12 protein-coding genes are annotated in these 14,298 nt (G+C 40.3%); 3 read left to right on the top strand and 9 right to left on the bottom strand.

The features are described 5' to 3' along the window. The first annotated feature begins 54 nt into the window (after positions 1-54). Complete coding sequence (locus ACE2AL_RS03800) at positions 55-909, top strand: LysR substrate-binding domain-containing protein (protein WP_272681978.1); 855 nt, start codon at positions 55-57, stop codon at positions 907-909. Between the two features lie 2 nt (positions 910-911). Beyond that, positions 912-1,280, top strand: a complete 369-nt coding sequence (locus tag ACE2AL_RS03795; RefSeq protein WP_206084655.1) for a DUF4440 domain-containing protein — start codon at positions 912-914, stop codon at positions 1,278-1,280. Between the two features lie 50 nt (positions 1,281-1,330). Here the strand turns inward: ACE2AL_RS03795 and ACE2AL_RS03790 are convergent, their stop codons facing one another. Beyond that, positions 1,331-2,296 (bottom strand): agmatinase, encoded by a 966-nt coding sequence (locus ACE2AL_RS03790; protein WP_375083992.1) that lies wholly within the window; start codon positions 2,294-2,296, stop codon positions 1,331-1,333. A 43-nt stretch (positions 2,297-2,339) separates the two neighbouring features. Next, positions 2,340-3,560 carry a sodium/glutamate symporter gene (locus ACE2AL_RS03785; RefSeq protein ID WP_272681975.1) on the bottom strand — a complete coding sequence of 407 codons (1,221 nt, stop codon included), beginning with the start codon at positions 3,558-3,560 and terminating at the stop codon, positions 2,340-2,342. A gap of 279 nt (positions 3,561-3,839) precedes the next feature. Here ACE2AL_RS03785 and ACE2AL_RS03780 point away from each other — a divergent pair, with 279 nt between their 5' ends. After that, complete coding sequence (locus ACE2AL_RS03780; RefSeq protein WP_206084652.1) at positions 3,840-4,712, top strand: LysR family transcriptional regulator; 873 nt, start codon at positions 3,840-3,842, stop codon at positions 4,710-4,712. A 61-nt stretch (positions 4,713-4,773) separates the two neighbouring features. Here the strand turns inward: ACE2AL_RS03780 and fbaA are convergent, their stop codons facing one another. The 7 genes from fbaA to ACE2AL_RS03745 all read right to left on the bottom strand — a co-directional run bounded on the left by fbaA (position 4,774) and on the right by ACE2AL_RS03745 (position 14,293). Next, positions 4,774-5,850, bottom strand: a complete 1,077-nt coding sequence (fbaA, locus tag ACE2AL_RS03775; RefSeq protein ID WP_206084651.1) for a class II fructose-bisphosphate aldolase — start codon at positions 5,848-5,850, stop codon at positions 4,774-4,776. A gap of 59 nt (positions 5,851-5,909) precedes the next feature. After that, on the bottom strand, positions 5,910-7,073 hold the full coding sequence (gene pgk, locus ACE2AL_RS03770; protein WP_206084650.1) for a phosphoglycerate kinase: 1,164 nt from the start codon (positions 7,071-7,073) through the stop codon (positions 5,910-5,912). Between the two features lie 93 nt (positions 7,074-7,166). Beyond that, the gene (gene epd / locus ACE2AL_RS03765; protein ID WP_206084649.1) at positions 7,167-8,186 is read right to left on the bottom strand and encodes an erythrose-4-phosphate dehydrogenase; all 1,020 of its coding nucleotides are present in this window, start codon (positions 8,184-8,186) and stop codon (positions 7,167-7,169) included. A 316-nt stretch (positions 8,187-8,502) separates the two neighbouring features. Next, the gene (tkt, locus tag ACE2AL_RS03760) at positions 8,503-10,494 is read right to left on the bottom strand and encodes a transketolase (protein WP_206084648.1); all 1,992 of its coding nucleotides are present in this window, start codon (positions 10,492-10,494) and stop codon (positions 8,503-8,505) included. 558 nt (positions 10,495-11,052) lie between these two features. Continuing rightward, positions 11,053-11,733 carry a TenA family transcriptional regulator gene (locus ACE2AL_RS03755; protein WP_375083990.1) on the bottom strand — a complete coding sequence of 227 codons (681 nt, stop codon included), beginning with the start codon at positions 11,731-11,733 and terminating at the stop codon, positions 11,053-11,055. Positions 11,734-11,958: 225 nt separating this feature from the next. Then, a complete protein-coding gene (locus ACE2AL_RS03750) occupies positions 11,959-12,645 on the bottom strand; it encodes a fimbrial protein (RefSeq protein WP_206084646.1) in 687 nt (228 codons plus the stop codon). 31 nt (positions 12,646-12,676) lie between these two features. Further along, positions 12,677-14,293 (bottom strand): fimbrial protein, encoded by a 1,617-nt coding sequence (locus ACE2AL_RS03745; RefSeq protein ID WP_241017468.1) that lies wholly within the window; start codon positions 14,291-14,293, stop codon positions 12,677-12,679. Positions 14,294-14,298: the final 5 nt, after the last annotated feature.

Here is a 14,298-nt window from a genome sequence, read left to right as displayed (position 1 = left end):
CTCAAAAAGTATGCTATTTAGAAATTAAATAACCAAATGATAGGTATTAAATAAATGAATCCATTGCTCAATTTAGTCCTGTTGAACACCTTTGTCACCGTTGCCGAAACAGGGAATTTCACTGTGGCTTCACAGCATTTAAATTCAACGCAATCTACATTGAGTCAGCAAATTCAACGCTTAGAAACTCTAGTGGGGCAGCCATTGTTTGTTCGAGGCCACCGCATCTTAACGTTGACCGAAACAGGTGAAATCCTACTGAGCTATGCGAAAAAAATCTTAGCATTAAACGACACATTTTTTATGAAGATCACGGGCAGTGCGGTGATCCACACGCTTCGTCTTGGTTTTCCTGAAGATCTGGCATCAGGGCAAGTTACCCCTACCCTTGCCGCCTTTATGCAAGCAAACCCCAATGTGCGCTTAGAAGTCACAAGCGGTTTAAGCCGCCAGCTACATCAGCGCTATCAACATGGGGAATTAGACTTAATCATCGTTAAACAGAAAAAAGGGGAATTTAAGAGTGATTACAGCTGGCCTGAACCGTTATGCTGGCTAACAAGCAATCAACGTCAATCACTCAATAGTGATTCTGTCCCGCTTATCGTTTTCCCTGAAAATGGCTTGTATCGCAATGATATGTTTAAGTTATTAGATAACGAGCAACGCCCTTGGCACATCACTTATACTTGTTCAAGCCTGGCAGGCATTCAAAGCGCCATTACGGATGGCTTAGGGATCAGTTTACTGCCCCAGCGTGCTAAGTTGCCACAGCACCGCATTTTAACGGAAGAGGAAGGTTTCCCTGCTGCTCAAGAAATGGAAATTGCGATGCACTTTCATCGCAATGCCTCAGATACCCTCACGGAACTTGCTGAAAAATTAGCACAACAACTGGAGCAACGCTAATCGTGGAAACGTTATTTAATATCCTGATTGAGTTAGAAAAAAAACTGCATTTTTCCGCTAATCGACAAAATATCGATTTTCTTCAAGATATCCTACACCCTGATTTTTTTGAATTTGGCCGTTCTGGTGGCACAACAGATAAACCCGATACCTTAGCCTCTTTGATTGATGAGGCCCCAAAAACGATTTATTCAGAAGGCTATCACTGCACATTATTGAGTGAGCACACGGTATTGATGGCTTATATGAGTTATGAATTACAACAAGGGGAAAAAATAAGGCAAACCAATCGTTCATCGATATGGTTAAAGAATTCAGCAAATAAATGGCAACTGAGGTTTCATCAGGGGACGCCAACAGATAATCAATAAAGTGGGAAATATCTCCCACTTTATTGTTAGTTCAGCATTAATTAACTCCGTTATTTTTTATCAAAATACCCTGCTCGAATAGATGCCCCTATTAAATTCACCACAAAGCGCCCAGCAGTAACGCCTGTTAGTTTAGAGGGGATATCTTTTGCAGGCGTGATTTCAACGATATCCATACCCACAACCCGACCTTTTTTCACTAAACCGTGAATTAAGCTACGCGCTTGTAAGTAAGTTACTCCACCTGGTGCAGGGCCATCTACACCTGGCATAATGCTTGGGTCGATACCATCTGCATCAATACTGATATAGTAATTTGAGTTATCTGGGATACGGTCTAAAATTGCCTTCATTCCTACTTCATGCAGTTCATAGGCAGGAATAACATGAGCACCATGATCTTTAGCTGCTTGATAATCTGCGGGACGTCCACTCCCTTGAGCACGTAAACCTATCTGAAAAATTTTACCGATATGTTTCATTTCCGATGCACGACGAATTGGACTAGACAAACCTGTATTCACACCATTAACTTCTTCACGCCAATCTAAATGAGCATCAATATGAACTAAAGTGACTGGGCCAACTTCATCAAATCCCTGTAAAATCGGCGTAGTTATACCGTGGTCACCACCTAAAATAATCGGTAACGCATTCACCCTTAATAATTGCCTGATTGCTTCTGCGGCTCTTTCATGATGTTCACCCAGTGGTTGAGATAAATCAGGGATAACGTCACCGCAATCAACGAATTTAATATCTTTACGTCCCTGCAATAGTGGACCATCAATATCAAAGTCATAATGATCTGGATGCCGAACAATTCGGTCACTCATATCACGTAAATATTGTGGTGCTCTTGATTGATCATTTGTAAAAGCATGAGCGCTATAGGCAGAGCTAAATGGCATTCCAAGTATCGCAATATCGGCTTCGATATTATTTAAATCGGTCGCAAGTTCAGAATATAAAAATGTTTTATGGCCAACATGTGGCGCTGTCGTTAATTTTTTCATCTACTTTTTCCTTATTAAACTTTAAATTTATTCTTTATTTTTATTAGCCGCCAAATGTATTGGCTAAAAATACAAATAGAGGGACACCGACAATGTCAGTTAATACTGTTCCTGCAATAGGAATAATAATGAATGCTTTCCTTGAAAATAGGCCATATTTATTACAGATAGCATCCATAACAACTAAGCCATTTGGTGTTGCACCTAATCCATGACCAATAAAACCAGCAGACATCACTGCCGCATCATAATTTTTACCCAATGCACGATATACGATAAATACAGCAACAAGAATGGTAGCAATAACCTGAGATATTAATATGATCGTTAATGGCAGAGCTAGCTCATAAAGCTCCCATAATTTTAATTTCATCATTGCCATCACTAAAAACATTTCTAATGAAATAGTTGAAATTAGAGCTACCGTATTTTTTGATATTTTTATAATCGGTTTTCTTTCATTAATTGAATGAAAAACAACACCTACAAATAAACTAAAAATATGCCCTGGTATTGTAAACCCTGTAATTTCACTTATCCATTTAGCAGTTGGCATTCCTATTGCAAGAATAGTTAAAATGGCTGCACCAGCGACAATACATTTCTGTGCGCTAATTTTATCTTCCTGGGCATCAACTTCAGCTAAATTATTTAAATCAACATGGTCTGTTTCAATTTTCAATTTATTTCTTTGGATTAGCCAATTACCGACTGGCCCGCCTAATATCGAACCTGCAATTAAGCCAAATGTTGATGCAGCCAAGCCAACATTAAGCGCTTGGTCATAACCAAATGACTCAACGAGTGGTGCTAATGAAGCCGCCATCCCGTGCCCTCCCTGCATTGAGGCTTGTCCTGCCATCATTGCAACCAAAGGCTCTATATCTAATATGTAGGATAACCCAATGCTGACACCGTTTTGGGCAAATGCTAACCCCCAGCAAATAACCATATAAATAAGTAATATTTTCCCACCACTGATTAATAATTTGACTCCTGTCATGAGTCCGATAGTGACAAAAAATACATACATAGCTAAATCATATAATGTATTATCAAATCCTAATTCTACAATATTAAATTGATACGCTAACCACATCATGATAGAAAATAAAAATCCACCAATAACAGGACTAGGTATTGAATACTTCATAAAAAATGGAAACTTCTTTATGATTATATTACTAGCAATTAACAACAAAGCACCTAATGCTGTAAATGTAATCATATCTAATTTTATTGTTAACATTTCATCTGTGACCATAAATTAGAATCCTTTTGTATTTATATATATTTGGATTAATTATTATTTTGGCGCCACCTTAGTAATAATTTATTAACAACTACAACTTTAAGATATACATGTTTTTTAATAATAAAAGTGATATTTTTGACCCCTTGGTTTCATAAAATGAAACCTTTTAAAATTAATAAAAACAATTTTAATTATTAAAATAAAACAGTAAATTTAGGCTATTTGTATCTAGTTAAAAATTGAGATAGATTAGCAATAAGTGATTGAATTCACGCAATAGGTAAAAATATGCATAATAAAAAACTAACAGAAAAAGATTTAAAATCATTACGTGTTTTTATTTCTGTTGCCGAAGCTGGCGGTTTTTCGATTGCTGAAAAAAAACTCAACATGTCCAAAGCATCTATCAGTCGGCATATACGTGAAATCGAAGAAAAACTAAGTGTTCAACTTTGTGAACGAGGACCATCCGGCTTTAAGCTGACAGAATCAGGGCTATTAGTCATTAAAAAAGCCAACACTGCACTTAAGGCACTCGATAATATAAAAACAGAAGTCGATGAACTACAAGGGATCTTATCAGGCGTGCTGGTTATTGGTGTTGTTGAACATATACTGACTAACCCACAATGTCACCTTTCTTCTGCTATTGCTAAATTCACTGAAGCGGCACCACATGTAAAGCTAGAACTCATTGTGCTCAATCATAATCAATTAAATCGAGCTTTGAGTGATCGGACAATTCAAATTGGTATACGTGGTCAATTTCATGAAAATAGCCGCTTCAACTATCAATTTTTATTTATTGAAAAGCATAAACTGTATACTTCAGAAAGTAGTGCTAAAAATAAGCATAATTTGGCATTGGTTTATCGCCCACATCCGTTCACTGAAAGTGTTCTAGCTTCTGGAGAGTTTAATAAAGGCCCTGATGCAGCAGGTTTAGAAGCTGTTGCAGCATTTATCGCTTCTGGACACTATGTTGGAATTTTGCCAGAAAACTATGCCTCTCATATTAATGCACGTCATGCCCTCGTTGAAGTAGCTAATTCCCCTGTTTTCCAAAACCGTATTTGTGCGATAACCGAATCAAGCAAACCACTGGCACAAAGTGAAGCATTATTTTTAAAATTACTTTCACAGGCCAGTGAAAAACCATAAAAAATCCCCCAGCAAGTCACCTTACTGGGGGATTTTTAATTCAAAACTGAGTCTGTATTAATTACAGAACATCAACACAGTTCAGTTCTTTGAAAGCTTGTTCTAAACGAACAACCATTGAATCTTGTGCTTTACGCAGCCATACACGCGGGTCGTAGTATTTTTTGTTAGGTTTATCTGCACCTTCTGGGTTACCTAACTGACCTTGCAGATAGCCTTCGTTCTTTTTGTAGTACTGTAAAATACCATCCCAAGTTGCCCACTGAGTATCAGTATCGATGTTCATTTTGATAACACCGTAGCTAACTGCTTCTTTGATTTCAGCAGCACTTGAGCCAGAACCACCGTGGAATACGAAGTCTAAGCTGTTGTGTGGCAGGTTATATTTTTCTGAAACGTAGTCTTGTGAGTTGCGCAGAATTTTTGGCGTTAATTGAACGTTACCTGGCTTATAAACACCGTGAACGTTACCGAAAGATGCTGCGATAGTGAAACGTGGGCTTACTGCATTGAGTTTCTCGTATGCGTATGCAACATCTTCTGGTTGAGTATACAGTTCAGAGCTGTCCATACCTGTGTTATCAACACCATCTTCTTCACCACCCGTACAGCCTAATTCGATTTCCAACGTCATATCGATTTTAGCCATACGCGCTAAGTATTTAGCACAGATTTCGATATTTTCTTCCAGCGTTTCTTCTGACAGGTCAATCATGTGAGAAGAGAACAGTGGTTTACCTGTTTTCGCATAGTGTTTTTCACCTGCATCTAACAAGCCGTCGATCCATGGCAGTAATTTTTTCGCACAGTGGTCAGTATGCAGAATAACTGGCACACCATAGTGCTCAGCCATTTGATGCACATGATAAGCACCAGAGATCGCGCCTAAAACCGCTGCTTGTTGACCTTCTGCCTTCAAACCTTTACCTGCGATAAATGCTGCACCGCCGTTTGAAAACTGAACAATAACAGGCGCACGCACTTTCGCGGCCGCTTCGAGTACGGCGTTAATTGAATCCGTACCAACACAGTTCACCGCTGGCAATGCAAAGTTATTTTCTTTGGCAACTGCGAAAACTTTCTGTACATCATCACCCGTGATAACACCCGGTTTAACAAAATCAAAAATTTTAGACATGTGAAAAGGTCCTGTGGTAAACAGGCAGCCTACGCTGCCTGTTGTGTATGAACAATTAATTACGCTTTAGCACGTTCTTCTAGCATCACAACGGCAGGGAGCTTTTTACCTTCAACGAACTCAAGGAAAGCACCGCCACCCGTAGAGATATATGAAATTTTGTCTGCAATACCGAATAAATCGATAGCCGCTAATGTATCACCACCACCCGCGATGGAGAATGCATCACTGTCTGCGATGGCTTTTGCAACGATCTCAGTTCCTTTACGGAAGTTAGGGAATTCAAATACACCAACTGGGCCATTCCACAGAATGGTTTTGGCATTTTTTAGAATTTCAGCCAGACGCTGCGCTGATTCATCGCCTAAGTCCAGAATTTGCTCGTCGTCTTTGATTTCAGTACTTGATTTCAGTGTCGCTTCTGCGGTTTCAGAGAACTCAGTAGCAACGCGAACATCTGTCGGTACTGGAATTTGGCAGTTAGCCAGTAATTTTTTCGCTTCAGGAATTAAGTCATCTTCATATAATGAACGACCAACATTGTTGCCTTCTGCTGCGATAAAGGTATTTGCAATACCCCCACCCACAATTAGTTGGTCAGCGATTTTAGACAGTGAATCTAACACGGTCAGTTTTGTGGAGACTTTAGAACCTCCAACAATCGCCACCATTGGGCGCGCTGGGTTACCCAGTGCTTTACCTAATGCTTCTAACTCATTGCTTAATAATGGACCTGCACATGCAACGGGTGAGAATTTTGCCACACCATGAGTTGACGCTTGAGCACGGTGAGCCGTACCAAATGCATCCATCACATACACATCACATAATGCAGCGTATTGTTTTGACAGTGTTTCGTCGTCTTTTTTCTCGCCTTTGTTAAAGCGAACGTTTTCCAGAACGACTAACTCACCAGCGGCAATATCAATGCCATTTAAATAGTCTTTGACTAAACGAACTGGGTAATCGATTTTATCTGCCAGATAGTCAACAACAGGTTGCAGTGAAAACTCTTCGTTGTACTCGCCTTCAGTCGGGCGACCGAGGTGAGAAGTGACCATGACTTTAGCGCCTTGCTTCAGAGCAGCTTCGATTGTTGGTAATGAAGCACGAATACGTGCATCAGAAGTAACTTTGCCATCTTTGACAGGAACGTTTAAGTCAGAACGAATAAAAACGCGTTTACCCGCTAAGTCTAAATCGGTCATCTTAATTACAGACATGGTGAATCCTCTTGTTGATTCTCTATAAAGTTTCCATCAACTACTGGGCAGAGGCGAAAAGGTTATCATGCCCTGCTGTCTGTCAGTAGCCAATTAGTTTAAACCTGTTGCTGCCATCGCTAGCGTTGTATCTAGCATCCGGTTAGCAAACCCCCATTCGTTATCACACCAAACTAGGGTTTTTATTAAATGTTTTCCGCTAACTCGCGTTTGCGTACCATCAATAATAGCACTGTGTGGATCATGATTAAAATCCATCGAGACTAACGGCAGTTCTGTGTAGTCCACTATACCACGAAAATGCCCCTGTGCGGCGCTTCTCAGTAGTTGGTTCACTTTTTCAACACAGACATCGTCATGTACGGTAACACTCAAATCAATCGCTGTCACATTGGTTGTCGGTACACGGACAGAGATGGCTTCAAAATGATCTTTGAACTTCGGAAAAATTCGCGTAATTCCCGCCGCTAATTTCGTATCAACTGGAATAATAGATTGGCTGGCAGCGCGCGTTCTTCGTAAATCTTTATGATAGGCATCGATAACGGGTTGGTCATTCATTGATGCGTGGATCGTCGTAACGGTTCCTGACTCAATCGTAAATGCCTCATCAAGCAATTTAATAATCGGGATAATGCAGTTAGTGGTGCAAGATGCGTTTGACACGATATTGTCTGAAGCCGTTAAGCTTTCGTGGTTAACGCCATAGACAACAGTGGCATCAAGGTCATCAGTACCTGGGTGAGAGAACAGCACTTTTTTGGCGCCTGCCGCGATGTGCATTAAGCCATCATCACGGGAGCCATATGCCCCACTGCAATCAAGGACAATATCAATACCGAGTTCTTTCCAAGGCAAATCACGGATATCGGTTTGGTGAAATAAGCGGATATTATCATCGCCGACTTGCAAGAGTGAGCCATTAAGTCTCACATCCCACGCAAAACGCCCATGGCTGGAATCATACTTCAGCAAATGCGCGATACCTTCTGGTTCAGCAAGTTCGTTAATTGCAACAACGACGATCTCTGCCCGACGGCTCGATTCATATAACGCTCTTAAAACGCTTCGACCTATTCGACCAAAGCCATTTATTGCCACCCTGATTGCCATTCCACACCTTGTATATGAGCAAAATCACACGGTTGCTAAGGATAACTGACTCACACCAACTCTACTGCTCATTTTAGCAGTTAAAGGTTAAAAGTGTGCTGTAACCTACACTTTTTAAAAATTTTTTCATTGAATTTCATTTCACTGAAACGGTTCAGCTAATCTAAGGTTAGATTAAGGGATAAAGTAACAGAACGCAATAGAAAATCATTGATTAGTGCACAAAAAAACAACGCCTAACGATTAGCTAGGCGTTGTTCAGCAAAATAAGCACATACAGGGCATTCAACGCATGAATACCCCATCATTAACTTACTTATTTCAGAAGAGATTTCGCTGCTTCAACTGCTTTTTCTACGGTGATGCCGAACTCTTTGTACAGTTCTTCCGCTGGCGCGGATTCACCGAAGGTATGCATACCGATGATAGCCCCGTTTAAGCCAGTGTATTTGAACCAGTAGTCCGCGATACCCGCTTCGATAGCCACACGAGCGCTAACATTTGCAGGTAAAACAGCTTCACGGTACGCAGCATCTTGTTTATCAAATGCATCCGTAGATGGCATTGAAACAACGCGAACTTTGCGGCCTTCGGCAGTTAGTTGGTCTGCGGCTTTCACTGCCAACTCAACTTCAGAACCTGTTGCGATAAAGATAAGCTCAGGGGTGCCTGCGCTATCTTTCAGAATGTAAGCCCCTTTCTCGATATTCGCTAATTGCTCAGCGGTGCGAGGTTGCTGCTCTAAGTTCTGACGAGAGAAAATCAGTGCACTTGGGCCATCTTTACGCTCAACTGCATATTTCCATGCAACCGCAGACTCAACTTGGTCGCACGGACGCCATGTGCTGACGTTTGGCGTCACACGCAGGCTTGCCAGTTGCTCAACAGGTTGGTGAGTTGGGCCATCTTCACCCAGACCGATAGAGTCGTGAGTGTAAACAAAGATGCTACGAATTTTCATCAGCGCAGCCATACGCACAGCATTACGCGCGTATTCAACGAACATCAGGAAGGTTGCACCGTAAGGAATGAAACCGCCATGTAATGCGATACCATTCATGATGGCAGACATACCAAATTCACGTACACCGTAATGGATGTAGTTACCCGCAGGGTCTACGTTCAGTGCTTTAGAGCCTGACCACATGGTTAAGTTACTTGGTGCTAAGTCAGCAGAACCGCCCATAAACTCAGGTAATACTTTACCGAAAGCTTCCAATGCATTTTGTGATGCTTTACGGCTAGCAATATTGGCAGGGTTTTGTTGCAGTGTTTCAACGAATTTTTTCGCTTCTGCATCAAAGTTTGCAGGTAATTCACCGTTCATACGACGGGTAAATTCAGCCGCTAGTTCAGGGAAGTTCGCCGCATAAGCTGCAAATTTCTCATCCCACGCTTTTTGTTTCGCTTCGCCTGCTTTACGCGCATCCCAAGCGTCATAGATATCTTGTGGAATTTCGAAAGGACCGAATTTCCAGCCCAGTGCTTCACGTGTTGCTGCAATTTCAGCATCACCTAATGGCGCACCGTGAACAGATTCAGAACCCGCTTTATTTGGTGAGCCAAAACCAATGATGGTTTTGCACATAATCAGCGTTGGTTTATCTGCTTTTTTCGCTTCATTGACGGCAGCATTGATTTGCGATGCATCGTGACCATCGATGTCACGAATAACATGCCAGCCATAAGACTCAAAGCGCGCAGCGGTATCATCAGTAAACCAACCTTCAACTTCACCATCAATAGAGATGCCGTTGTCATCATAGAATGCGATCAGTTTATTTAATTTCAGTGTACCCGCTAAAGAACATGCTTCGTGCGAGATACCTTCCATCATACAACCATCACCCATGAAGACATAAGTGTGGTGATCAACAACATCATGGCCAGGACGGTTGAATTGCGCCGCTAATGTGCGCTCTGCAATCGCAAAGCCGACTGCGTTTGCGATACCTTGACCTAAAGGACCCGTTGTTGTTTCAACACCTGGAGTATAGCCATATTCTGGGTGGCCCGGTGTTTTAGAATGTAATTGGCGGAAGTTTTTTAACTCTTCGATAGATAAGTCATAACCAGTGAGGTGCAGCAAGCTATAAATCAGCATTGAACCATGGCCGTTTGACAGCACAAAACGGTCACGATCCGCCCAGTGTGGGTTTGCTGGGTTATGATTCATATGGTCACGCCACAGTACTTCAGCAATATCAGCCATGCCCATTGGCGCGCCAGGATGCCCTGATTTTGCTTTTTGAACCGCATCCATACTTAGAAAGCGGATAGCATTAGCAAGGGTTTTACGAGTCGTCATCAGTATACTCCAGGTAGGATAAAAACGTACTTAAACCAATTTTTACAACGCAATACGGATAGTGCTACTTTGATTTCGCTATAACGAAAAACACCAATTTACCGATACATCACCCCATGTTCCTTTTTCTAAGGGCCATAGCGTATCAACAAGAAATTGAGCATTTCACGAATAGAGCGATTGAAAGTAACCCAATTCTACCCATACCGCAATATTTGCTATGTTCATGGCAGCAGATCGCTAATAAATTGAACTGCCGCAAAGCTGAATCCATTCCATTGCGCAAAATATCCCTTAAGGCTTACATTTTTGCGCAAGTGACTAACCTTATTAAACCTGAGTTCACTGTCTGGGATCAAGGTGATTTATGCATCTAGCACATTTAGCTGCCACATTAGTGATAATTGACAAAGTTTTAAGCAAAAAAGTGCCTCAATATGCCCGAATATTTTTGTTTGAGTTTACGTAAAAACACGCCTTCCAATAACAAAAATAGCAAATAAGGTGCGATAATTCGCACCTTATTTGAAAATAAAATTTCAGAAAATAGCTCTCAGATTACGATAAACTGTAATAGAAGCTTGTATAAGCGTTTGTCAGTAAATGACTCCCAAATTTAATCCCCTCTTTAATTAAATCTTGAGCCTCTGGTTCAAGCCAATTTTCATTGACCACTTTCAAAAAATCTTCAGCATGTTCAATATCAATTTCTTTATGTAATCCATAGTGAGTAATTTGGCTCTCCTCAAGCCAACCATAGTTCTTGATTGCTTCATAAATGAGAGTTGATGCATCAACAAATGTACGCTCAATACCTGCATATACCGCTGATGCAAAGCGGTAATCTGAGAACGAAGAAACACTACGGATTGTTTCGTTAAAAATACGCGCATTCAATGGCGGCTGGTGAATATTGATTTTGGCAGTATCACCACCAAGACGAGAGATTAATGTTAAGATCGTATTACCATGAACATTTTCTTTAATTCCTTGCCCATGTTCTTCCCAAAGATTTTCGACAATGGCAATACGCGGTATTGCATCAGGAACGTTTGCGATAATTTGTGCCATTGGGCGACTAAAGAAAAAAACCATTGTCGCGAACTCATTTTGCGTTTCTACAAATTGCTCTTGAGATAATTCACCTGCACATAATGCTTTAAAATAAGGGGTTTCAGGTAAATTTACGGTATTAATCGTAGATTCTAAATAATTTTTTAATTCACTATTTAATGCCATAATTATTTTCCTCCTGAATTATCAGATAAAGAAAAGCACACGATATTAAATTCAAATGAGAACCTAATAATTAGATAAAAATTAATTCTCACATAATTTTCATGCTGCGCATTAAAATGAAATATGTTAGCTATTATCAAGAAACAATGTGTAACCTGAATTGAAAAAAAAACCAGTAACAATAAGCATTACTGGCTAATCATATAATATGAAACTTTAAACAGGCTAATCGCAGTTGCCTATAGAATGGTATTTATCAAATATAACAATATACTTACGGCTTTTTTTCTTTAGAATATTATGGCGAAACTCTTGTTGTGGTAACAGATTGAGAACCAATGGCTGCTCATCATCTTTTACCTCACAGCTTTCGTGAACCAATACCCTGAAATAAGTATTCCCTGTATTTTTTAACACTCCCTCATTAGCATCCATAGCATATTGGAAATTAATATTTTTCGGTCTAACGACAAAGTAAGTTTCTAAACTCACTGTTGGATAAAATAACGATTGTTGTTTTTGTGCGAGATCGTTTTCGACATCAAGTGATGTTTCACTAATTACAATTTTATAATACCGTTCTTGATTATCTTCTTTACCTCGATAAAAAATTTTAAAATACTCTTGCTCGCCAGGTAATAAGATTTTCTTTAAGGGCGTAAAAATAATTTCGCCATCTTCTATTGGCTTTCCCTGCTCTTGAATATCTGGTTTATCTATTTGATAGGCGCTAAATGTATATAAATTCACCTTTTTTGTATCATTGATGTAGGCCTTCGAAAAAAAACTTTTATTCGGCTCAAGTGCTGAAATATCTGAGCTCAAATACAGTGCATGCGCCTGACCAAAGAATGAAAATATCGCCCCAAATAATACAAAGCCGAAAATTTTTTTTGTGTTTATTCTTCTCATACTATTTTTCAATAACACCATCAATTCATGCTTATAGATGCACATCAGGCCCCGTCCAAATCGCTTTCACAACAACGGTTCCACTGGCCGATACCGTTCCTAACCAATCAATGCCATCCAAAGTAAACAACGAATTAGAGTCATTCATCGGAAAACGTAAATCTAGATAGGTTCGATAGAAGGAGCCTAAATCTTGGTTAGGGATATCCCACGGCGTTTCTGCCCATAAGGCGTCATTCATCGATATTTCTGTGCCATCACAACTTGAACGATAAGATTCCTCTGTACCTGAAGCATTTTTAAATGATAAATAAGCCGAGAATGGCACGCGGAATTTATCATCGTCTGAACTGAACAGACAAAAGTTTTGACCATTCACATTTACCGTTGGGCCTTCTACTCTTGCGGTAATAGAGTCAGCCTGCCGAGGCCCACTGGTCGTCACAATATAGTTAAACTCAATCGGCGGTTCTTCTGGGCCAATCTTTCCTGTCTTTGACGGGTTTGGAATATAATCCGCAGGCACAATACTGATACTATAATCGCGTGGTTTTATCACTAGCTGGTTTGATGGCGTAAATTCATAATACCCTGACTGTGGCGCCGCTGCGGGGTTAGTAAACGAAAAGGTAAAAAAGTCTTGGCTATTGGTAAAATCCACATTATTTGTTATTAACTGCTTAAAGAACGTATTGGAAAAAAAGATAGAAACATACTGATTCGAACTTTTAAAATACGTATTGGCAGCATATGTTGAATTATAATTACGCCAAATATTCGAGCCATCATCAGGCCCAATTTTTATTGATGCGCCCGCAACAGTAAATGGGATCAGCGTTGAGTTAACTTTTAAACTCAATATAACATTGGCAAAAACATCCCCTGATGTCTCGTGTTTTACAACTTGGCAAATCAAGCCATTGACATTAGCGACAACGCCAATTCGGCAAAATTGTTCGCCAGGGCCTAAGCTTGGGTTCCCATTGCTGTCAATGTAAACCTCTTGCATTGCCCCAGTAGAGCTGAGCTTAATATGGGCAGATTTAGTAATCGTAAATTCATGGGATGCAATAATTCGCCCGCCAACACTTTGGCAACTTTCCCCTTTCGCTGGGTCATAATCCAAGTCGGTCATGCATGCACGATAACTGTAGGTTTCAACCGCCCCAACAGCCATCTGTCTAAAATATTGATAGGTTGATTCGCTAAAAATACCTCGCGCGTATGCCCCTTCTCCCAATGTATTGTCCTGCACAATTTTATATGCACCATTTCGACCAACGTATTGTGCAGGCCAATAACCTGTATCTCGGTTGCAATAATTACGCATACAACGGTTGCCGATAAATGGGCCATCAATAGGGGAATTTTCAAACCAAATATCCACATTCTGATTTGCTCGAATCGAAGTATTGGTGTAGCCCATATACCCTAAACTTTCTTGGTTTTTTGCTGAATAACGAGAAAATTTATTTGCGCCAGTAAAGCGGGGGTCTAACGACCTCGGTGTGACAAAATATTCATCATCCACACCATTCTCAACAAAAACAATGGAATTACTCAGTGCAACGGCACCCACCGTTGAACTGAATAAAGCACTGAATATCATGCTACTAAGAGACAGAAAAGAAATCGGTTTAATCATCATAAAAT

The organism is Providencia xihuensis (genome assembly GCF_041953405.1).
Classification (GTDB): Bacteria; Pseudomonadota; Gammaproteobacteria; order Enterobacterales; family Enterobacteriaceae; genus Providencia; species Providencia vermicola.
The sequence above is the reverse complement of the archived record's forward strand: the minus strand, read 5'-3'. Positions and strand labels throughout refer to the sequence as shown.